General features: G+C 40.4%; 14 protein-coding genes. 6 read left to right on the forward strand and 8 right to left on the reverse strand.

All coding sequences use genetic code 11. From position 1 onward, the window contains the following. From RG47T_RS19980 to RG47T_RS19995, 4 genes are all read right to left on the reverse strand, one after another. A partial coding sequence (locus RG47T_RS19980) for a GH92 family glycosyl hydrolase (protein ID WP_139302438.1) occupies window positions 1-2,220 on the reverse strand: 2,220 nt, incomplete at its 3' end. 14 nt (window positions 2,221-2,234) lie between these two features. Further along, window positions 2,235-4,331: an alpha-L-fucosidase gene (locus tag RG47T_RS19985; RefSeq protein ID WP_074493605.1), complete on the reverse strand. Its 2,097-nt coding sequence runs from the start codon at window positions 4,329-4,331 to the stop codon at window positions 2,235-2,237. 4 nt (window positions 4,332-4,335) lie between these two features. Continuing rightward, window positions 4,336-6,630: a family 20 glycosylhydrolase gene (locus tag RG47T_RS19990; RefSeq protein ID WP_074491204.1), complete on the reverse strand. Its 2,295-nt coding sequence runs from the start codon at window positions 6,628-6,630 to the stop codon at window positions 4,336-4,338. Window positions 6,631-6,638: 8 nt separating this feature from the next. Next, complete coding sequence (locus RG47T_RS19995) at window positions 6,639-8,477, reverse strand: glycoside hydrolase family 35 protein (RefSeq protein WP_074491205.1); 1,839 nt, start codon at window positions 8,475-8,477, stop codon at window positions 6,639-6,641. A gap of 230 nt (window positions 8,478-8,707) precedes the next feature. Between RG47T_RS19995 and RG47T_RS20000 the strand changes: the two genes are divergently transcribed. Together RG47T_RS20000 and RG47T_RS20005 are read left to right on the forward strand one after the other, a co-directional pair. Beyond that, window positions 8,708-10,870, forward strand: coding sequence for a glycoside hydrolase family 3 N-terminal domain-containing protein (locus RG47T_RS20000; RefSeq protein WP_074491206.1), 2,163 nt, complete (start codon window positions 8,708-8,710; stop codon window positions 10,868-10,870). A gap of 33 nt (window positions 10,871-10,903) precedes the next feature. After that, a complete protein-coding gene (locus RG47T_RS20005) occupies window positions 10,904-13,093 on the forward strand; it encodes a hypothetical protein (protein WP_091691014.1) in 2,190 nt (729 codons plus the stop codon). A 65-nt stretch (window positions 13,094-13,158) separates the two neighbouring features. Here RG47T_RS20005 and RG47T_RS20010 read toward each other — a convergent pair whose 3' ends face one another. Together RG47T_RS20010 and RG47T_RS20015 are read right to left on the reverse strand one after the other, a co-directional pair. After that, window positions 13,159-14,580, reverse strand: coding sequence for a hypothetical protein (locus RG47T_RS20010; protein WP_074491207.1), 1,422 nt, complete (start codon window positions 14,578-14,580; stop codon window positions 13,159-13,161). Between the two features lie 36 nt (window positions 14,581-14,616). Continuing rightward, entirely contained in the window at window positions 14,617-15,399 is a 783-nt protein-coding gene (locus RG47T_RS20015) for a hypothetical protein (protein ID WP_139235794.1), read from the reverse strand. 201 nt (window positions 15,400-15,600) lie between these two features. Here RG47T_RS20015 and RG47T_RS20020 point away from each other — a divergent pair, with 201 nt between their 5' ends. The 3 genes from RG47T_RS20020 to RG47T_RS20035 all read left to right on the forward strand — a co-directional run bounded on the left by RG47T_RS20020 (window position 15,601) and on the right by RG47T_RS20035 (window position 18,369). Then, on the forward strand, window positions 15,601-16,233 hold the full coding sequence (locus tag RG47T_RS20020) for a hypothetical protein (RefSeq protein ID WP_074491209.1): 633 nt from the start codon (window positions 15,601-15,603) through the stop codon (window positions 16,231-16,233). A 710-nt stretch (window positions 16,234-16,943) separates the two neighbouring features. Continuing rightward, complete coding sequence (locus RG47T_RS20030) at window positions 16,944-17,723, forward strand: sensor histidine kinase (protein ID WP_074491211.1); 780 nt, start codon at window positions 16,944-16,946, stop codon at window positions 17,721-17,723. Between the two features lie 4 nt (window positions 17,724-17,727). After that, complete coding sequence (locus tag RG47T_RS20035) at window positions 17,728-18,369, forward strand: response regulator transcription factor (RefSeq protein WP_074491212.1); 642 nt, start codon at window positions 17,728-17,730, stop codon at window positions 18,367-18,369. Window positions 18,370-18,396: 27 nt separating this feature from the next. Here the strand turns inward: RG47T_RS20035 and RG47T_RS20040 are convergent, their stop codons facing one another. Together RG47T_RS20040 and RG47T_RS20045 are read right to left on the reverse strand one after the other, a co-directional pair. Beyond that, a complete protein-coding gene (locus RG47T_RS20040) occupies window positions 18,397-19,131 on the reverse strand; it encodes a LytR/AlgR family response regulator transcription factor (protein ID WP_074491213.1) in 735 nt (244 codons plus the stop codon). Next, the gene (locus RG47T_RS20045; protein ID WP_074491214.1) at window positions 19,106-20,227 is read right to left on the reverse strand and encodes a sensor histidine kinase; all 1,122 of its coding nucleotides are present in this window, start codon (window positions 20,225-20,227) and stop codon (window positions 19,106-19,108) included. Before RG47T_RS20045 ends, RG47T_RS20040 begins: the two co-directional genes overlap by 26 nt. A 290-nt stretch (window positions 20,228-20,517) precedes the next feature. On the opposite strand from RG47T_RS20045, the gene RG47T_RS20050 reads away from it, so the two are divergent. Then, window positions 20,518-23,517, forward strand: a complete 3,000-nt coding sequence (locus tag RG47T_RS20050; protein WP_074491215.1) for a lantibiotic dehydratase — start codon at window positions 20,518-20,520, stop codon at window positions 23,515-23,517. The last annotated feature ends 14 nt before the right edge of the window (window positions 23,518-23,531 follow it).

Here is a 23,531-nt window from a genome sequence, read left to right on the forward strand (position 1 = left end):
CATGTTGATCACCAGCTTGCCACCCTTCATAATATCCTGGTAGTCGATATAGAATTTATCATACTTCTTACCATTTAGGGTAATGTCATGGATGTAGATGTTTTTAGGCGAATTATGTAAAACCTCAATATCAAAAGTTTTATTACCCGGTAATTTAATACTTGCAGCATTAACCGTAGGGCTACCAAAAACATACTGACCACCAGACGGATTTACCTGGTAAATGCCCAATGATGATAATACATACCAGGCCGACATTTGGCCTACGTCTTCGTTACCGATAATACCGTCGTGTTTATCTGTATAAAAGTTATTCAAGATAAACCTTACCTTTTCGGCAGTTTTCCATGGCTGGTGTACAAACGAATATAAGTAAGTAATATGGTGACTTGGTTCGTTACCATGTGCGTACTGGCCAATTAAACCGCTTACATCCGGCGAAGCTTCTTTACCCATATCACCATGCGCTATAAATAACGAATCGAGCTTTTTAATGAAAGGTTTTTCGCCGCCCATCAGTTTTACTAAGCCGTCCACATCCTGCGGTACCAGCCAGGTATATTGCCAGGCATTACCCTCAGTATAATCATCCTGGCGGTGGCGCGATACAAACGGGCTAAATGGGGTACGCCATTCTGTTTCAGATACACGGCCACGCATAAACCCGGTTTGTTTATCAAAATAGTTTTGGTAGTTTTTACCGCGTTTAGCATAATAAGCATAACCTTCTTTGTCACCTATTTTTTGGGCCATTTTAGCAATACCGGCATCATCGATTGAATATTCTAAACCCATGGCAACGGTTTCTACCATGGTATCGGCAGGGATATAGCCTAATTTTTTATACAGTTTTAAACCGCCAAAATTATCGCGCATGGCAGTTGCTTTTACTGCCTCATAAGCCAGTTTGGTATCAAAGCCCTTAAAGCCTTTCAAATAAGCATCTGCAATAACGGGTACGGCACTGTAACCAACCATTGTGTTGGTTTCACTACCCATTAAATGCCACATTGGCAAGCTGCCTTGTTGCTGATAAATTGCCAGCATGGTGTTAACAATATCGTTTACACGCTCGGGCTGTATAATGGTATAAAGCGGATTGAGGGCACGATAAGTATCCCACAAAGAGTAAGTTGTTGAGTTTTGGAAAGATGCATGTTTGTACACCTTTTTATCTGTACCGCGGTAATCGTTATTTACATCATTGAAGGTAGACGGCGCTATCATGGTATGATACATTGCGGTATAAAACTTCTTCATCTGCGATAATGAATCTGTTTTAATTTTCACTTTTTGCAGTTGTAAATTCCAGGCATTATCTGCCGCGGCTACTACTTCGTTAAAGTTCCAGCCCGGTATTTCGGTTTTGATATTAAGCAAAGCATTCTCAGAACTTACCGGAGAAATACCAACCTTAATCATTACCTTTTCGTTGGCTGTTGTAGCAAACGTAACTACACCTTTAATTTTAGCACCTCTAAGCGATGTGCCTTTAACCAAACCTACGGTATCATAAACCCCAAAAGTTTTTATCGGCTTTGAAAATACAGCGGTAAAATAAATGCGCTGATCTTTGCTCCAGCCTTTAGAAAAACGGTACCCTTCAACAGTGGTACTGTTTACCTGTTTAATGTAGGTATCTGTTGGGGTATCCCAGCCTAAACCTTGTTGCAGGTCTATTATAATATGCGCAGCATCTGCCTTGGGGAAAGTATATTCATGAAAACCAACCCGGTTACTGGCAGTTAACTGCACACCAATGTTGTATCTTTTCAATTTCACTTTGTAATAGCCCGGCTTTACAACTTCGTCTTTATGGCTAAATAATGAATAATAGCCTTGTGCCTGGGTGTCTTTAGGTCCACCGGCATGGGTCATGATGGGGCCAGTGGTCGGCATTACAGAAATATCGCCCAAATCGCCAATACCTGTACCGCTTAAGTGCGTATGCTGAAACCCAAGAATGGTGGAGTCTGAAATGTGGTAGCCAGAGCACCAATCCCAACCTTCGTGGATATTTGACGGGCCTAGTTGTACTGCGCCAAAAGGCACACTTGCGCCCACAAACACGTGGCCGTGAAAACCTGTACCGATAAGCGGATCTACATATTGAGTGTAACTTGAACTTGCAGGTGTAATTGCCCGTTTGGGTTTAACCTGTGCCTGGCTTACACCAATAAGGCTTAATAAAATGGATGCGGTAATATTTATTTTTTTCATGAGTATTTATTCACTTACAAGGCAATGATCCCGATTTCTGCAATCTCAGCTTTGTTACCTTGTATAATATGTTTGGGTATAAATTTAAAATACCGGGCAGACAGAGGCGCGCTAAGTGACACAACCTGTAATACCGGGTTAGATTTAATGTTGGCAAATTCGCCGCTTGCGGCTTTAGTCCAGTTAGTACCATCGGCACTATAATAAAATTCGTAGGCATCAACCATACCATCGGTATGCTTATCTGTGCGTGACTGGTAGGTAAACTGTTTAATAGTGGTAGTTTGGCCCATATCTACTATTAATCCTTCGGTAGCTGGTAACGATAACTCTGCAAAAGTATTTACGTCATCATCTATCGCTTTAGCCAGGCTTTTATCATCGGCACCTACAATGTGCCAGCCAACTTTAACCGGCCCAAACTGCACAGATTTTATTTCGCTGTGCTTATCGCCGCTCTCATAGCTTATTGCTTTAACTGTGCCACCTACCGGCAACATAAACGGATGCTGGTATACAGGCGATGAAAGCGTTGGGGCTTGCCCGTCTGTAGTATAATGGATGCTGCGTACAGGTGCTTCTGTTGCCAGGCTTACCTCGCCGGCAGCTGTACGGCTAATTTGCGGTACAGATAAATGTACAGGTTCTTTAAACAACCCAAAATCACTTAAGGCAATACTAACCGGCGCAGCTGTAATACGCAGCCGTACCTTGGCTGCTGTAATATTTTGCGGCAAACGGATGAGCCTGTTAGCGCCTATGCTAGTTGCTGTGGCTATGGTTTCCCATTTGTTGTTTTGCCATGCATCAACGGCAACACCTTCAATACGCTGGCCCAGCTTAATATTTTCGCGCAGGCGGATCACATTAAACGTATTGGGTTTGTGCATATCAATAACCAATTGCGGCTCGGTAACTTTATCGTCAGTTGCCCAATAGCTATAACGGTCGTTATCTGTAAGATGGTTAACACCATATTGAGCCTGGTTTTTGCCCCTTACGTTACTTGCTGTCAAGGTTGCTCCTTTAGCCAGGTTAACGGCAAAGGTTTGTTTTAATATCTGCCCAAATTCTTTTAATATCTGTTGATCTTCTGCTGCTATCAATCCTTTTTTATTGGGCGAGAGGCCAAGGTCAAGACAAGCTGCCCTGCCTACGCTTTTGTAATAAAGATCCAGTAATTTATAGGCCGATTTGCTTTGCCCATCCTGGGCCTCATGGTAGAACCAGCCGTTACGCAACGGAACGTCACATTCCGCAGGCATCCAGTATTTACCATTGCGCGTACCTTCAACGCCTAACCAATATTTTACCTCACCGTTGGATGGCTGCTGCCCGGGCACAGAAGGTTCTGGTGTATATGTCTCCCAACTGGTTTCCCCGGCATTGCCCTCTTCGTTACCTACCCAGCGTACATCGGGCCCGGCATCTCCAAAAATTGCAGCTGTGGGCTGCATGCTGCGGGTTATTCCCCAAGTATTTTTCCAGTCGTAATAAGTAGTACGGTCTATTTTACGAGTCTCACGTGCTCCGCCATAAAAACCATCGCCACCGTTTGCACCATCGTGCCACGACATAAATAATGGGCCGTAGTTACTATATAGTTCCTTAAGCTGTGCGCGGTAGATCTGTAAATATTCAGGCTTGCCATAATTGGCATTATTACGATCCCAGGGCGAACAGTAAAGGCCAAGTTTCATATTTAACTGCTTACAAGCCTCTTGATATTCCTTCACTACATCGCCCTTACCATTTTTATACGGGCTTTGGCTGATGTTATGCGCTGTTGTTTTGGTAGGCCACAAACAAAAACCATCGTGGTGTTTGGCTACTACTACAATACCTTTAAAACCTCCGGCTTTGGCCGCACTAACAATTTGCAAGGCATTAAAGCTCGATGGATTAAACATGGAGTTAGGTTCATCACCGTATCCCCATTCTTTATCATCAAAAGTGGCCATGCTAAAATGTACAATACAGTACATTTCGGTTTCCTGCCATTTAATTTGCCTTGCACTCGGCAACACACCATATGGCTTGGGTGCCGGCTGACTAAATGCTAAACCGGTTGCCAGTAAAAGTTGTGCAGATAATGTTAATCGTTTAATCATTTTGTTAGTTTTTAAACCAATTGGCAGGTACATCCTGATGCGCAGAACCATTTAAACTGTATTGCAGCTTAAGGGTATAGCCGCCACCACCTTCTACAAAGTTAAGTTCAAATGGGTGCAGGCCTTTTTTCATGGCAGCTTGTCCGCTTTTTTCAACAGGCGCGTGCATACCATCGTTATCAACTGTGGTTTGATTATCTATTTTTAAAACACCTGCATCATCACAAGTCAGATAAAAAGTATAGATCCCTTGTTGAGGCACATCGATGTAACCATTGTAACGCAAACCGAAAGACGGCGCCTTAACCTCATCTGGCACCGTAATACCTTTTACGGTGTAAACCTTGTCAGATTTAGCTTCTGGTATTTTGGTAGTCCCTTTAAAGTCGCCGGGATAGTAATATACTTTTAAACCGTCTTTTGTATCAGCCGATACCGCTTGGGTATAATCCTGTTGTTTATAATTAACGGTATAAACATCTCCGCGTCTGCCGTTTTTTGCAAAGGCTGCAATGTTTAAAACCTGTGGCTTGTTAACTATATAGTTGTTTAAAACCGGCGAGGCCGGGCCCGGCATGGTACCATCGTTAGTGTATCTTACTGTCATGCTTTGCAATGGTGCTTTAGCAATAACAGTATCGCTTTTTACAAAAACCTTGCTATCTATCATATCATCCAGGTCGGGCATACGGTAGTTAACATTGAGGTTATCCAGGCGGTTAAACTGTGCAATATTGCGGTTCAAATAACTGTCGTATTTGGCTACATCATTAGTCCAAAGTAATTCGGCAAGCGCTGTCATCCGTGGCATAAAGCGGTAATCGGCGCGTTTTTCCGATGGTACATACTCCGTCCAGATAGCAGCCTGCGCACCTACAATTAATTTTGCCTGTTCGGCAGTTAAACCTTTGGGTACAGGGTTAAAATGGTAAATATTCGAAGCCGAATTTTTATCATATTTTCCATCAAAATACAAAGGGTTCCCCGGAACCATAATTACCTGGTTACCGTTTTTTGCAGCCTTAATGGGTGCATTTGGCACCCAGGTACGCCAATACATAATCATAGCGGTTGAAGAAACGCCACCTTCCAGCACTTCGTCCCAACCTATCATTTTGCGGCCGTGCGCATTAAAGTATTTCTCCATGCGGTTAATGAAGTAGCTTTGCAAACCGGCCAGATCTTTAATGCCTTCTTTGGCCATCAGCTGCTTACAGGCTTCAGATTTACCCCAGTCAGAGCGGTCAACCTCGTCGCCGCCAAGATGGATATATTTTGAAGGGAAAATTTCCATGATCTCCGAAAAAACATTCTGCGCAAACTTAAAAGTGGTTTCGTTACATGGGCATATAGGTTTGGTAAATAAAGTACCCCAACTGTTTTCGCCATTACAGGTCAAAAACGGATAAGCATTAATAGCCGCCATCATGTGGCCCGGCATATCAATTTCGGGAATAATATCGATGTGCCTTGCAGTTGCATAAGCCACTACACTTTTCATTTCTTCCTGGGTATAAAAACCGCCGTAAAGCGTTTTACTATCCCGGTGAATAATGTGTGATGGATCAATCGCCATATCCGGATTATCAACCGCTTGTTTCATACAGGCAGAATCCTGGTTGTTAAACGTACGCCATGCCCCTTGCTCGGTAAGCTTAGGGTATTTTTTAATTTCGATACGCCAGCCCTGATCATCTGTTAAATGCAGGTGCAGCTTATTCATTTTGTAAAGGGCAAGCAGATCAATAAACTTCTTTAAGTACGATACTGAGAAAAAGTGACGGGATACATCTAAATGCATACCACGCCAGGCGTATACCGGCTGATCTTGTATTGACACAGCGGGCAGGCTTAGCGTAGTATGATGGGTGCTGATTTCAATATCGGCAGGCAACAACTGTCTGATGGTTTCTACCGCACGGAACATACCAGCCGGGTCTTTAGCTGCCAGCACAACCTGTTGCGGTGTAATAGTTAAAGAGTAGCCCTCGGAGGCGGTAATAGCGGCATCATATTTTAAAGTAATAGCTGCTTTAACAGCTTTTTGGCCTGTAGCTAATTTTTGGCCAAGGCTTTTAGCCAGCAACTCATTTAATTGCAGGGCTTCATTGGCAAACTTACCGTCGGGCGTAATAATTACTGTTTTTGCAGTAATTACAAATGAGCCGTTGCCCGGCATTAAATGCTGCGGATAGGGTATAACGGGATATCTGGCGTCGTTATTTTGCGCAAGGGCTATACTGCAGCTAACGCCAATAACAAACATTAAAAAGATACAACGAAGCAATGTTTTTTTCATAGTTAATGTTAATTGCTGCCTGATAACTGATCGAGTATGGAATGATTGATAGCAGATAAGCTTTGGTGATTACCCTTTAACTGATCGAAAACAACAACTTCATTTTTGCCTGCTTTAAGCCATCCGGCCGGTACATATATGGTTTGCTGCGGGCCAATTTGCCAGTATTTACCTAAATTATGCCCGTTTAAAAAAACAAAGCCTTTGCCAAAACTGCGCATATCCAGATAAGTATCCGCTACATGTGCTAACGTAAATGATCCTTTATAGCAAGCAGGGCCAGCAACAGTAATACTGGCTGTTACAAATTTAAGGCCGTTTAAATCTTTAAAAGGGAAACGGTACATTTTCCAGTTAAATAATGGTTTACTATTGAGGGTTACACTTTGGGTTATGCCCTGGCGGTTATCGGTTAAATATAAACCATAATTAATTCGGCCATTATTTTCTACCCAAATATCCAGATCAGCATCTGCAGTCACCTTCCCAATTTGTATCGAATCCAGTTTCAAACGGCGATCCAACACACCAACCTGTTTGTGATTAACGAAAACAACTGCATAATCGCGCAGTTCCTTTAGCTTTAACAAACCTTCATCGCCTTTTTTTAATTTACTGCGATACAATACAAAACCATAAGCCTGGTTTAGATCTTCGAAACATAGCGGTGTTTTATTTTCTACAGGTAAAGGCAGGTTATTATACAAACCGGCGTATTGCGTTAATTTAATCTGGTCGATGCTAATCGTTTCTGCTGCTTTAGGTACCGGGGGTAAGGTTGTTCCCTTTGGCAAATGTTTGGCAATAACCTCTCTAAACTTTAAATATTTGGCTGTTGGGTTACCTGCTTCGTCTAAAGGGGCATCATAATCATAGCTGGATGTTTGCGGAGCGTATGCTTCTGTTTTGCTCATATTGGCGCCATTCATAAAATCGCGCGTGGTACCGCCATGAAACATATACATATTAATAGAGATCCCTGCCGATAAAATATCGTCGAGCTTTTTGGCAGCGTCGTCTATGCCTGTTTTAGCGTGTGGTTTACCCCAGCTATCAAACCATCCCGGATACCACTCCGCTATATAATATGGCCCTTTGCCGCCGTGATATTTATTAATCAACGTTTTTACCATTGCGGTATCTTCCAAACCATTTACGGCAGGCAGGTATCCCGGTAAATAACCTTTAGGCATTTGGGTTTCACCATCGCAGGTAAACAGTACACCGTTAAAGCCGGCATCAGCAAATATTTTACGGTTTAGTTCCAGGTAACTTTTATCGTCACTGTAAGAACCATATTCGTTTTCAAATTGCACCATCAGGATGTTGCCGCCATTGGTTACCAGGTATGGTACCAGTTGTTTTGATAATTCTTTAATATAGTTACGGTAGGCCGAGATAAAACGCTCATCTTTACTTCGCACTTTAACGGTACTGTCTTTTAACAACCACCAGGGGTAGCCGCCAAACTCCCATTCGGCGCATGCATATGGGCTAGGGCGCATTACCACCCACATGCCCTCTTCTTTGGCTATGCGCACAAATTCGGCAATATCATTATTACCGCTAAAGGTGTACTTGCCAGGTGTTTCTTCGTGGCTATTCCAAAACACGTAGGTACCAATGGTATTTAAACCCATTGCCTTTGCTTTTTTAATCCTGTCGCGCCAATACTCACGCGGGATACGTTCGCAGTGCATTTCGCCCGAAATCATCTGGAGTGGTTTACCATCCAGCAAAAATTGCTGGTCGCCAAGGGCAAAAGTATGTTTGGGTGTTTGGGCTACTGATTTCTGAAATAATAAAACCAATAAGCTGAGCAGAAAGGGTAAGCGATTTATTCTCATTTAATAAAAAATATAATCAGGATAACATAATTATTACACAACCGTATGAATTTTAAGTCTCTAAAAGCTTAAACAGATCCTCAAAATTTTGTTACAAAGCCGCAATATCCTTAAAAATTGAACAATTGAATTAAAATTAACGGCTAATGGTGGTTGAAACAACAATTATTTCACATATTTAGCGAATAATTTTACTAATTAGGCAATACTTTTTAAAATATTTATAAACTATGAAAGTCTTAATAAAAGGTTTCTTTGTGTTTTTTTCAGCTTTTCTTATTTACAGCAATTGCGAAGCGCAACAAAAAACAGGCTATTTAAATGATCAGTTATCGGATAACGACCGCGTAACCGACCTTTTAAAACAGCTTACACTTTCAGAAAAGGCCCTGCTATTGGGATACAGGAGCCAAGCTATAGATCGCTTACACATCCCCGCTTATAACTGGTGGAATGAGGGCTTGCATGGTGTGGCCAGAGCTGGCGAAGCAACAATTTTCCCGCAGGCTATAGCCATGGCTGCCACCTTTAATCCTAGCCTGGTAAAACAGATTGGCACGGTAATATCTACCGAAGCACGGGCCAAAAATAACCTGGCCATAGCACGCGGAGATAGGGGCATGTATGTTGGCTTATCTTACTGGTCGCCCAATATTAATATTTTTCGCGATCCACGCTGGGGACGTGGCCAGGAAACTTATGGAGAAGATCCTTACTTAACCAGCCAGATTGGTTTGGCCTATGTTAATGGCATGCAAGGCGATGTAGCAGGCCGGTATAAGATTGCAGCAACCGCCAAGCACTTTGTAGCCCATAGCGGCCCCGAAAATACCCGCGACTATTTTAACTCTATAGTGAGCCAAAAAGACTTACATGATACTTACCTGTACGCCTTTAATAAACTGGTAAAGGGTGGTGTTGCCAGTGTAATGACGGCTTATAATAGTGTTAACGGTGTACCTAACTCTGTTAATGGCCCTCTGCTTCAAAACATTTTAAGAAAAGAATGGGGCTTTAAAGGCTATATTGTAACAGACTGCGGCGCACTAGATGATGTATTTGCAACGCATAAATATTTAAAAACACCTACCGAAGCTGCTGCCGCCGCCATTAAAGCCGGGATTAATTTAGATTGCTCTTCGGTGTTGCAAAGCGACGTTGTTAAAGCAGTACAACAAAAACTGATTACCGATAAGGATGTTGATGAGGCCCTGCGCCCATTGCTGCTTACCGAAATAAAACTTGGCTTTTACGACGATCCTAAGCTTTCTCCTTACTATGCTTACCGGGCCGATAGTATCCATAACGAGGCACACGTTTCACTATCGCGCATAGCGGCACAACAAAGTATGGTATTGCTAAAAAATGATAACAACATTTTGCCGTTGAAAAACAATACCTATAACAGTATTATGGTTGTAGGCCCAAATTCGGCTTCGCTTGATGCGCTGGTGGGTAGCTATCATGGCGTAAACTCACGCATGGTAAACTTTGTGGAAGGTTTATCTGGTGCTGTTGACAAAGGTACGCGTGTAGAATATGACTTAGGCGCAGGCGAAGCTGACACCACCCACTTCGGCGGAATATGGGGTGCAGGTAATGCAGATGTTACTGTTGCTGTAATAGGTTTATTACCCGTAACCGAGGGCGAAGCCGGTGATGCATTTTTATCTGCCGCAGGCGGTGATAAAAAAACACTGGAACTGCCAGCCAGCCAGATTGCTTTTATGAAGGCATTGCGCAAAGGCGTTAAAAAACCAATTATTGCCGTAGTAACATCCGGCAGTGATGTTGATGTAGCCACTATTGCCCAATATGCCGATGCTGTAATACTGGCCTGGTATCCCGGCGAGCAGGGTGGTAACGCTTTGGCTGATATTTTACTGGGTAAAATTTCCCCTTCGGGCAGGTTGCCATTAACGTTCTATAACTCGGTAAATGATTTGCCTGCATTTGAAAATTATGGCATGAAAGGCCGTACTTACCGGTACTTTGCCGGCAAGGTGCAATATCCTTTTGGCTATGGCTTAAGCTATACAGACTTTACTTACCAGGCTAATAATACCATTAAACCAACGTACAGCGCAAATGATACCATTACATTATCATGTAAAGTAAGTAATACCGGCAAAATGCAGGCCGACGAGGTTGTGCAGGCCTACATTAAATATCCACAAATAGATGGCATGCCCTTAAAGGAATTAAAAGATTTTAAACGTGTTACACTTGCAGTGAATGAAGGTAAAGATGTAACTATTAAAATCCCTGTTCAGGAACTAAAAAAATGGGATGCTAAAACCAATAAAGAAACACTTTATAAAGGCAAGTACACACTTACCATTGGTAAAAATTCGGCCGAGGGAAGTATTTCACAAGATTTCTCGATCCAATAAACATTCTGTAACAAGCATCAGCAACCTTTTCATATGCGTTTCCAACCCGGTTCTTCTTTTCTAAAAATACTATCTAAATTAATACCTGTGCTTGGCTTAGCAAGCTTTTACGGTATTGTACAGGCCCAAACCATAAAACATGATACGCTTAGTAAAACATCGGTACAAATAGCTGAGCCGTGGAAGCCTGATTTTGACGTACGATCTGACATTGTGATGGTGTATGGCGTTGACAGTACTTTTGAAAACCGGGTAGCATCCTGGCGCAAGCACGGTTACAACGTACAGTTTATGACCGGCAGCGCCTGGGGCGAATACCAGGATTATTTTAACGGCAAGTTTGATGGCAAAACCCATTTAAATGAAGGCCAGACAGATATTGACGGAAACATTATATGGCATGGCAAAGATGTACCCTACGTAGTACCCACACCCTCATACATCAATTATTTAAAGCAAGCGTGTAAACGGGCTATAGATGCAGGTGTAAGCGCAGTATACCTCGAAGAACCGGAGTTTTGGACCCAAGGCGGTTATAGCCCGGCTTTTAAATCTGCCTGGCAGGCTTATTACAAATCGCCGTGGATAGCGCAAGATAAAAGTCCCGAGGCTACCTACCTGTCGTCTAAATTAAAATACCAGATTTTTTATACGGCACTAAACGAGATTTTTAAGTACGTAAAAGAGTACAGCGCACAAAAGGGATTGCATATTCCCTGCTTTGTGCCTACGCACTCGTTGTTAAATTATGCAGCATGGGGCATTGTGAGTCCCGAAGCAAGTTTGGCCTCCTTAAAGTATATGGATGGCTACATTGCCCAGGTATGGACGGGTACATCAAGGGTACCAGTTTACTTTAATGGTTTAATGAAGGAACGTGTATTTGAGAATGCATTTTTAGAGTACGGAACCATCTGGTCTATGACCGCCCCCACCCACCGGAGTGTTTATTTTTTAACAGACCCCATTGAAGACGGTGTACGTACCTGGGAAGATTATAAGAAAAACTACGAAGCTACTTTTACAGCAGAGTTGCTGTACCCAACCGTTAACAAGTTTGAAGTAATGCCCTGGCCCAACAGAATTTACCTGGGCAAGTTTAAGCCAAACGAGCAATCGGCACCAGAACCTATTAATCCGCAATTTGCAACGCAAATGCAAATTATGGTTAACAGTTTGCAGCACATGCCGGTAACCAGTAATTTGGTAAGCGGCTCGCATGGTATCTCTGTGTTAATTGGCAATTCTATTATGTTTCAACGTTTCCCTAAACACCAGGGATATGATGATCCGCAATTATCTAACTTTTACGGCATGGTGATGCCGCTGGTTAAACGCGGTGTACCTGTACAAGTTACCCACATGGAAAACCTGGGCTTTACCGAAACCTTAAAGGGCACTAAAGTTTTAATTATGAGTTACGCCAATTTAAAGCCTAACAACGCAGCTGTGCATTTGCAACTGGCAAAGTGGGTTAAAAATGGTGGTATGCTTATTTATTGCGGAAAGGATGATGATCCGTTTCAGCAGGTGAGCGAATGGTGGAATAATGGCGGCATGCATTTTAAAACACCATCACAACACTTATTTAAGCAACTGGGCATTAACCCTATTAACGGGAGAGAAGAATACACCTTTGGTAAAGGAAAGGTATTTGTGCTGCGCGAAAACCCCAAACAAATAGTAATGCAGGCCAATGGCGACGAGCATTTTCTAAAATTGGTTGAGAATGCCTATAATACAGGTAAGGGTATACCATTAGCTTACAAAAATAGCTTTGTTTTAAACCGCGGGCCTTACATTGTGGCCGCCGCCATGGATGAAAGCCACAACAACGATCCGCTTTTATTAAAGGGGCATTTTATTGATCTTTTTAATACAGAATTGCCTGTGGTTACCTCAAAAACAATCCCGGCAGGCACGCAGGCTTTACTTTATAATCTGGATAAGATAAGCAACAAGCAGCCTTCAGTTTTAGCAGGCGCTTCACGCGTATCTGACGAAAGTATCACCATCGACACTTATTCTTTCGTTACTAAAAGCCCTGACAACACCAAAAATGTGCTCAGAATACGATTACCCCGTAAACCAAAAGAAATAAAGGCGACGAATATTAACCAGCAAAATGTAGCTGTAGAAAACAACTGGGATGCCGGCAGCCAAACCCTGCTTTTAAAATATGAGAACCAAAGCAGTGGTGTAAAAGTAAAGCTTACCTATTAGTATCAATTAAAGCAAAAGGCCTTACTTCTCAGTAAAGCCTTTTGCTTTTTACTCTTGTATGGTTATTAAAACCTGTACAAATAGCCAATGGCGCCAAAAACACCCCCGCTTAGTTTCGATATCATCACGTTATCGGGTTTCACAGTAAAATTATTCTTAGCCATATCTACCGCCGAACTCAACCTGTCTACATATCCAAAAATTGCACCCACATCAAAAGTAAACATATGCTTTTCACCAAAAGAGAACCCAATGCCAGTTAGGAGACGCGGTTTGATGGTGCTGGCAATAGAAATACCCGGGCCAATGCTAAAGTGGGCACCGGCGGCAGATGAATCAGAAAATTTAGTTCCCAGCCTTAGCAAAGTGGTAATCCCCACTTCTGCCTTTGTCGTTTTTTCAGCTTTAACTGCATAATGTATTGAATCCCGGCTCGGGGTTCCCACTATCGAATAGGGCTCGTCGTGAAGTGTAGCGCCATAAAAAGAGACCCCAACTGCCGCGTATGACCTATGCTGGAGCGGGAAAACCAGGTCTTGTTTAAATGTGCCTAACCCATATTCAGGTTTGCGAGGTTCAATGGTAATGGTAACCGTGGCCTGGTCCTTTTTAAACTGAAACGGAAGCGATTGATATTCCATTGAGGCATTATTCTCAACATTGATCATGCCTCCGAGCAATGCCATTACTTTATCTGCTGTTATAGCAGTTTGTGCATCAGCGCAGCCGGTAAGCATCTTGGTATAAGAATCTATGATTGCTTTGTCAGAAGCTGTCAAGCCAACATTTTGAGCGATCTCATCCTTATAATTAGTTTCAAAAATCGCATATTTTTTCTGTGAGGTTGTGATTTCTACCTGTAGATTAGTTATAGAATCACGTACTTTTTTAACATCTTCTAAGGCCGTTGCATATGAATATGGATTAATTCCAATAGTCGGGTGCAATTGCTGCTGATTAAGTTGATACTTATATACATTAAGAAACAAATCATCGATTCGGTTTTTAATAGTGGTTAGCCTCCCTAAAAAGCTATTCAAATTCTTTTTATAATACTGCATGCTATCTGATAACGACCGTACTTTGTTTATTACTTGATTATGTGCTGAGTAACCCAATGATCCATTGAAACCTTCCCTAACTGTTGCATTAACTATACCCGAAGTTGATGCTGGTTTAATCCCGGCTATTGCCTTTGTAATGCCATCCAGATCCAGCCCTGTCATGGTTGGCATTTGCAATGCTTTACTGGTTGTAGAGTCGGCAGTGTTAATAGATACCTTATACAGGTTAAGATTGATTTTATGGATGTAAACCTGGTAAAATGAATCAGCTTTCATTTTTGAGAGCGAGGGCTTTACCAGTTTTCTTTGATCAAACTGGTATTCAATTTTTTGGGGATTAACATAGTTGGGGGCTACAGATTGCGCGGAAGCAGCAATATGCATGCCCAGCAGCAGGCATGCCTGCATTAAGACTTTTTTCATGATGGATAAGTTTAAGGTTCGATAATGTATTATTAATTAAGTAGCGCTGTCAATTTCAGAAAGGTCGGCCCGTAATGCATCAAGGTTGAAACCGGCCGGGCTTTTGCCGTTATTTATCCAGTCGTTAGCCGAAAGCACAGCATAAGCTTCATCTACATAGGCAAAATAAAACCTCCAGGTCATACGCTTAATCATACCCCAGGTAATGAAATAAATATAATCGGCGTTATAGCCAATCAGTGGTATAGCATGGCCATTGTTCGGGTTTGGTGCAGCGTTGCCTACAGGCCCCCCGGCAGGGATATCCCATATTGGCAAATCAGGCCCCGTGTGTATAAAGTTAGGGAGCTCTACTCCAATATATGCGCCGCCAAACAAGTAGATAGCTGCTTTTACCTGTTGTTCATTACTCTGATCCAATAAGGTATAAGCTTCGATATGGTCTGCGCCTATACCGGTGTTTCTCCAGTAATTTAAAACGTCCAGGCAAGCGGCGCCATTGTCATTTTGATGTGTAATAGTATCATAACCCGATATGGCAGCGTAGGCTGCAATAATATCCAGATCGGATATAACCACAGCATGGCCCGAAGCATTCTTTGTCCAGGTCATTACCATATGGCCTGCAGAAGCGCAGGTACAATCACCGATATAATCATTACCCATCATACCACAGTTAGCCGGTAGTAGCTGTTGCCAATTTACCAGGCTGGGCAAGGGTGGCAATTGAGCAGGCATTATGTATTTGGCAAATTTCAAGGTTCGTGCATCTTGTTTTGGAGAAAGCTTGCCAAGCTTGTAGGTTATTTGTTCCATCATAATTTAATTAAAAGTGAAATATTAGGTCTGATTATTTAACCCTGCCAATAGGGTTAAACAAAACTGGTAATATTATATCTTCATTATATCCGCTATAATACCTTTTTCAAAAAGGTGTTTTTACGGTAAATTATCAGGTACAAACTCATTGATAATGTGGTAGTTATTTGGGATTTTAGTAAAAACTTAAAAACCAACATCATGACAAAAGCAATTAACAATCATTCATGGCAAATGCAGGGTCGCGTTTTAAAAACCGATGCCCCGGGAAGTTTTGAAGAAGGTACCATTACAATACCCGAACAAACCAGTAATTTGGGGATGAGGCAACGAACAAAAGATCCCTCCAGGCAAAATTCAACGCCGCAGTCAAATTACTTTGGAGTCCCGGTAGATACTGATCTGGCTGTGCAACTAATTAAAAACGGCTTGATAAAAAACAAAATGATTGCCAATAGATTCCTTAAGGACAAAGCTAAAAATGCGGAGCTTATACATTTTGTTGAAGAAGTTGTAGGCCTGTCTTACGGAATAACGTTTGATAAAACCATTATATTAAAAATTTTAAGCCAGCCTAAATGCGAAGGATTAAGAGCTTATCTATGTGCCCGGCCAGAAGAAAAGCAATATCATACTTCGTTAGTAATGCTAGGAGTGGATGCAGATGGGTATGACCTTAATTATGAAATTACTTCAGAAGAAAAAGCCTCACCTACAAGTTCTTTATTAGTTGAATATGGATACCCTCCAAATGGAACCAAATTTTCCGGAACTGAAGATGACCCTATTGACGAGCATTATATTTTGTTAAATAAGGCTAAACTAAAAAAATAACATTTCCGGTTACCCGTAAGTAATGCCGATGCATGGTAACACTTACGGGTACTATAAATTCATAGCATCCAAATAATTGTGAGCCTTTATTATATAATATATCTCAGTTTAATATTTGTATCTCTGGTATTAGCCTTAATTACGCTAAGAAAGGGAGACAAAAAGTCAATTTATCTTGTATTGGTATTAAGTATTACACTTTTTACCGAATCATACGCAACTATACTTATCCATAACCGACAACAATTTGTGTGGCTTTATCACTTATTTTGCCCAATTGATTATACCTTGTTTTGCTTATACTATCTTAACACCTGCTCGCAATATGCTTTAAGGTTGTTTACAAAATGTTCTATCCCTGTTTTTATTTTATTTTGCTGGTATGCCTCCCATAATAACTATACTACAGCAGATCATTACCATCGCTACAGTATACCTTCTATAAATATTGTTTTTGAGAGCTTTTTGCTCTTTATATTATACACGCATTTATTGTTTTGTTTAAATGTTGATTTAGATAACCCCGCGTATAAACATCTTGATTTTTGGCTGTCTATCGGCATCCTGATAAATTACGGTGGTAATTTTGTTTTTCTAGGTTTATATCCTTACCTTTTTAAACTAAATACGGACAAAACACTAAACCTGTTTGGCCTTATCAGCAGACCTTTGAACATCGTTTTATACAGTTGTATTATTGCAGGCTTGATATGTTTAATACGCAGCAAGAACTCTTTTACATCGTAGGCATTGTAAGCGCCTTTTTTATCCTCCTAATTGCAATAATAATTTTTACAGCTTTACTTTATCACAGTAATAAACGGCTTCACCAGGCAGAAGTTGCCAGCTTTCAAAACGTTTTGATACAGGCCCAACTTGAGGCGCAAGAGCAAACCATGCAAACCATTGGCGCCGACCTACATGATAATATCGGCCAGTTATTGAGTTTAACTTCACTTACTTTAGGCTCAATTGAGTTGAATGATGCTAAAAGAATGGCGCTAAAGATTGATGCCGCAATTGACCTTACCAACCGTTCTATTAAAGAGTTAAGAGAACTGGGGAAATTAATACAAGGCCAAAAATTACTGGAGATGGGACTTTCGCAAGCTATTATACAAGAGGTAAACTGGCTGGAAAAAGCAGGTCAATATCAAATAACCTATAACAGCGATGATATATATTTAAGAACGATAAAGACGGATAAAGACCTTATCATATTCCGGGTTTTACAGGAAACCCTAAATAATATTATTAAGCATGCTGAAGCTAATCAAATAGCTATTAAACTGAGTTTAAATGATGGTATATTACAACTTGTTGTAGCAGATAATGGTAAAGGGTTCAATACTAGCGAATTAGCCAGCAGCAGTAAGGGAATGGGTCTTTTTAACATTTACAAAAGAGTAAATGCCATTGGCGGGCACTCCAATATCAGGTCGATACCAAATGAAGGTAGCACAATAGAAATTTACATCCCTTATCCTTAACTGTATGGACAGCCAGATAAATATAGCTATAATTGACGATCATACACTTTTTAGAACCGGCGTTGCCAGCTTGCTGCGGGAGTTTGATGAATTACATGTTGAATTTGAAGCTGAGAACGGCCTGCAAATGCAGCAAATGTTGTTAACCCACCGGCAACCAGATATTATTTTGATGGATATTAATATGCCATTAATGGATGGATTTGAATCAACCCGCTGGCTTAAAATTAACTACCCCCCAATAAATGTGCTTGCGTTAAGTATGTACGAAGATGACGATGCTGTTATTAAAATGATAAAGAACGGCGCATGCGGCTATGTATTAAAGCAAACCAAACCCAAAGAGTTATTGGAAGCCCTTAAAATAGTTTATCAGAAAGGCGTTTTTTTAAACGAACTGGTATCAGGCAAGCTAATCCGTTCAATTTCAGCAGAAAACAGCGAGCCCAAATTTTCTGATAGGGAGATTGAATTTTTAAAGCTCTGCTGCTCAGAATTAACGTATAAAGAAATTGCCGATAAAATGTGTGTAAGCCCACGCACTGTTGATAATTACAGGGAAGCTTTGTTTCAAAAACTAAATCTGAAAGCACGTTCGGGCTTGGTACTGTATGCCATTAAGAAAAAGATATTCAAGATCGAATAATTTTGAATATTCATAAGCAGTGTACATCTACCTGTCCACGTCGCCGCGTTTCAGCGTTACTTTACGGATTTTTGAGAAAAACTGTTCCCGGTATTTTAGCCCTATAGGCAAGGCGGTAACGGGTTGGCTGTGTAAGATAACATGCCCGGATTCTATCGTTTTTATTTTAGAATCGTTTACCAGGTATGATTTATGAATTCTAGAAAACCTATCAGACGGAAGAAACTGCTCTACCTCTTTCATGGTTAAGTAAGTAATTAATTTATCGCTCTGGTGGTAAATGATCACGTAGTTATTTAAACTCTGCACATAGAATAATTCATCCATGTTTATTTTAATCATTTTAGCCTTGTTATCCCCCTGGATGTAAAAAAAAGTTTTAGTACCATCTCCCTTTTTACCTGCATAAGCTATTTTCTGTATAAGCCGCTCGCAACAGGTATTAAACCGCGAATAGGAAATGGGCTTCAACAAATAATCGGCAATATCCCGGTTATAGCCTTCTATAGCATACTCCGTATGGCCGGTAGTAAATACAATATGAATTTTGGTACCCAGTAGTTTCATAAATTCCAACCCCGAAATTTCTGGCATATCGATATCCAGAAACAAAATATCAGGCGCGAGTTCGGTTATTTTTCTTAATGCATTTAAAGGGTTTGTATCGGCACCTATTAATTCTATATCTGGCGTACGCCCAATATAATCAGTCAATAAGTCTATCGCGTGTGTTTCATCATCCAGTATAAAGCTCTTCAGCATGGGACATTTGTATGTCAAGTTCTATGGTATAAATATTTTCCGAAGTCGAAATATCAAGCCTATGTTTATCAGGAAAAATATTATTAAGTCTTAATTGCGTGTTTTCTAACCCCACCCCATGCCCTACCGTTCCCTTACGCTTTTGAATTATGTTTTGGGTACGAAACTGTAATACGCCCGCCACCTCTTTTATACTCACCATCGCCGGTGTTGCAGCATCGTCCAATTTACCATATTTAAATACATTTTCTACAAAGCTTACTAACAACAAAGGCGGTATGGTAAAAGAAGGCGTAATAAGGCCTACATTAAATTGTATTTTTAATTCTCCGTTAAATCTTAATTGGTTAAGTTCTATTAAATTACTAATCTGTTCAACCTCTTCATGAATAGGCAACCGCCCGCTTGCATCAGTTTTCCGAAGAGCGTACCGGGTAATGTCTGAAAGTAAAATAACGGCTTCTGCTGCACTTGCAGATAGTTTATGTATGGTATTGTAAATAAAGCTTAATGAGTTAAATAAAAAGTGTGGATTGATTTGAGCTTTCAAGAATGCATTTTCAGAAATAATAATTTTTCGTTGAAGCTCCAGCTGTTCGTTTTTATCTTCTAACTGCTGTTGAATTAAAGAGTCAATCTCTATTCTCGATTTTAGCAAATAAGTTCCTAGCCAGTATCCTGTGCTCATGAGTATCATAAAAAAAGCCCGATATGTACTTGGAACTACGTAAGCATTGAAACTTTTAAACTGCAGAACACTAATATTTAAGAAGGCTAAGAACCGATCAAGCGAGTAAAGCAAAGTCAGATATATAATGATCTCGAGTATAATACCGACAAATAACTTTAGCTGTAGTATAGATTTACTTTTATAGGCCTTGGGGAAAAGAACAAGTGCGTTAAAATAAAACAAGCTAATGTTTAACCCATAATGGATTGCAATGTCTAAAGGCGAAGTAAAATGAGCTACAATATAATAAAGGGCAGATAATTCATACGTTATAAATATTGCCCAAACTATGATATGGGCATAAATTATTCTTGTTCGAGAATATACACCTCTCCCATTTTTTGGTTTACCTGCCTCTATCCCCATTTCACGTAATGTTTTTGTTTGCCCCAGCTTAGAAGCCTAAAATTGATAAAAAAATAATGGAAATGAAAACTTACAACAAATTAGCTCCGAAAGTGAAAACATTATTTCATTTCGCGAAAACAAAATCCGGTAACAATGTAGCTCCAAGTGGAAATACCACAAACACGTCTACAACAACCACAGTTAGTTCGATATTTTTAAATATCAACTAAATTTTATGCCCCGCGCTGGCGGGGCATTTTCTTTCTCATTTTATCAAGGTTTATTAACTTCTTCTGGTTTTTACTACTATGCAAAACCTTACGTTCATTCCCGCCCTAATACTCCGTTCTCCACTTTACAGTTTTAACGAATATTGTCCCTCAAAACTTAAATCGCTGTTAAGTGATCCCAGCTTTATTCTGGGAGTTTACCTGGCATCACCAACACTTTTTAAAATCATAGAAAATGCCAATTACAATATTGCTCAATTAAATAAAAGCCAGCAATTAAGCCTTGTAAAATACATTAACCGGATGCATTACCGGCCAACTCCTTTTGGTAGCTTTTCATCTTTTTCTATAACACAATGGGGTGATGGCAACAACATATGTTTAGCCGGATTACCGGACCTTACATTGTATACTAACTGGGATCAGGAAGTTATTTTAAAACGATCATTAGCTTATATTGCCGACCATTGGCGCGAAACACAGCTACAAACAAATCACACGCTTTATCTTATAAAAGATGAATATCGCTTTGTACGCACTCATTTTAATTTCGATAAAAGAGTAATTAGTTTTTCGCTCGAAGCTTTAACCATCGATAATATACTCGAAGGTGTGTTAAAGTTAATTGAGCAGCCTGTAAAAGGAGATCAGCTTTTAGAAACCATGTCTGCACAACTGGAGTTCAGCACTCAGGAAGCATACGATTACCTGATGTTTTTGATTGACATTCAAATCATTTTACCGGATGCTCAACCTTCTGTTATTGGTACAGGTAAACAAGCATTAACACCCTGCCATCCTCTTCAAAATCATAACCCAGCCACCCTCCGTGAAAAATTAAGACTACGCGAGTACGGGTTACAAACCGAATTTGGCCTTCAACACTTAGACTTACCACAGCACACTTTTTATATAAACACCAAACGCCCTGTTACAGGTAGCCTGGATATCCGGTATCAGAATCAATTAATGCAAGCGGTAGCCTTTCTTTCACAGGCACTTCCCGTACAATTTCCATCTGCTTTAAAAACCTTTATAGATGCATTTAAAACCCGTTACGATCAAGAAGAAATCCCACTTTTAGAAGCCCTGGATCCTGAAATTGGTTTAGGATATTCGGACTTGGCTGTAAAAAATATCAATAGTGAGCTAATCGCAGATCTATATTTCCCATCTCAGAACTCGGTAGCTAACAATTTGAATTGGTTAAATATACATCGAACCATCTTAAATAAGTGGAATAACAGCACAAGCCATATTCCGGAAATTATTTTGAACCTTGATGATGTAAAGATTGCAGACCAGCAAAAAAAAACGACACCCTTACCACCGTCAATCGCAGTTATGTTTCGCGTTCTAGATGATCAGCTCCTGCTTGAATCAGCAGGCGGGGTAACCGCAGCCGCCTTAATTGGCCGCTTCACAGCGTTTAACGACGAGGTAAAAACCATAGCCAAGCAGATTGTTTCTGATGAACAAAGCACCAACCCCAACGTAATTTTTGCCGAAATTGGTCAACTATCAGGCATGCACTTAGACAATGTGAACAGACGTACTCACCTATATAACTACGAAATACCAATCAACGTAACATCATCCCTGCCACCAGAAAATCAGATACAATTAAATGATCTATACCTGTCGGTAAAGCAAGATAGGCTCCTGTTAAAATCTAAAAAACTGGGGAAAGAAATAATCCCCAGACTTACATCTGCCTATAATTATTTTCATAACGACCTTGCTTTATTCCGGTTCCTGTGCGATATGCAGCATCAGGGTTTGCAAAGTAATCTGAATTTCGACATCGAAAGCTTTTTCCCCGGTCTATCATTTTATCCGCGGGTAAAAATAGGTTCTGTTATAATTAGTCAGGCCAAATGGATTTTAAATGAGCAGGATATTGCCATCCTTAGTAAGTCTGTTACCGGTTTTAAAATTTTTAGCGACCAGAAAAAATGGCCAGAGTACATTGCAATCAGCAAAAATGATCAGCAACTAACATTTAATATAAGTAAAGATACAGAGATCCTTCTTTTTCTTGAATGCATTCAGGGGGCAAAAACAATACAAATTCAGGAACATCCTCTGCCTAACCAGCAGCTTATTACAAATAGCGATGACAAACCAATGGTTAACCAATTTGTAGCCTTTTTAAAAAATACAGTGCCGTCATACAATGCCTTGATAATGCAACCTTATATCAACCCCGCAAAAGTAGAACGCACATATCTACTAGGCAGTGAGTGGATCTATCTTAAAATTTACTGCCATGAACAATCTGCTAATAATCTAATTGGCCAGTTGTTATTGCCTTTGTTGGAAGGGTATGAACTTAATATTATAAAAAAGTGGTTCTTTGTCCGGTATCTAGATCCTAAGCCTCATATAAGGCTCCGCATGCATGTAGAAGTGGCAGATATAGGCCACATCTTAACCAGTTTTAATAAGCGCCTAAGTAATTCTACACAACGTAAGATAATCCACAATTATCAATCAGACACTTATCACCGCGAAATAGAGCGCTATACCCCTTTGTTAATGGACGATGTTGAATCAGTATTTCACACCAGCAGCAAGCTTGTTTGCCACTATATTGTGAATATAGCATCTGTATCATTTGAACTTGATTACCACACCCTTGCTTTGATTAGCACTCGCGATATCATTGAAATATTTTATGACTTTATTGGCGATGGATTATCCTTTACAGACACAATAGCTAAAAGCCTTTACCGGGAATTTGCTAAGGATAAAAATCTCAAAATCACCCTTGATCAAAAATATCGGTCAATAAAGCCAAGATTAGAACAGCTTTTAAATAATGCCGATTACTATCTGCATCTGCATCTGTTACCCCAATTCGTATCTTTTGCAAATTCGTGTCATCAACTAAAAACCAAAGCAGAAAACCTAAGCCAGCAAGCAAAAATTAGCCTAGTAGCGGATATAATTCATATGCATTTAAACAGGATTTTTTTTGAGCATCCACGTAAACAAGAATTATGCGTTTACCATATGCTAAATAAATATATTGCAAGTCAATTAGCAATGAAACGATTGCCAGACCAGCTAATCTGAGCCATTGATTTATA

It is taken from the genome of Mucilaginibacter polytrichastri, assembly GCF_001911425.1.
GTDB lineage: Bacteria > Bacteroidota > Bacteroidia > Sphingobacteriales > Sphingobacteriaceae > Mucilaginibacter > Mucilaginibacter polytrichastri.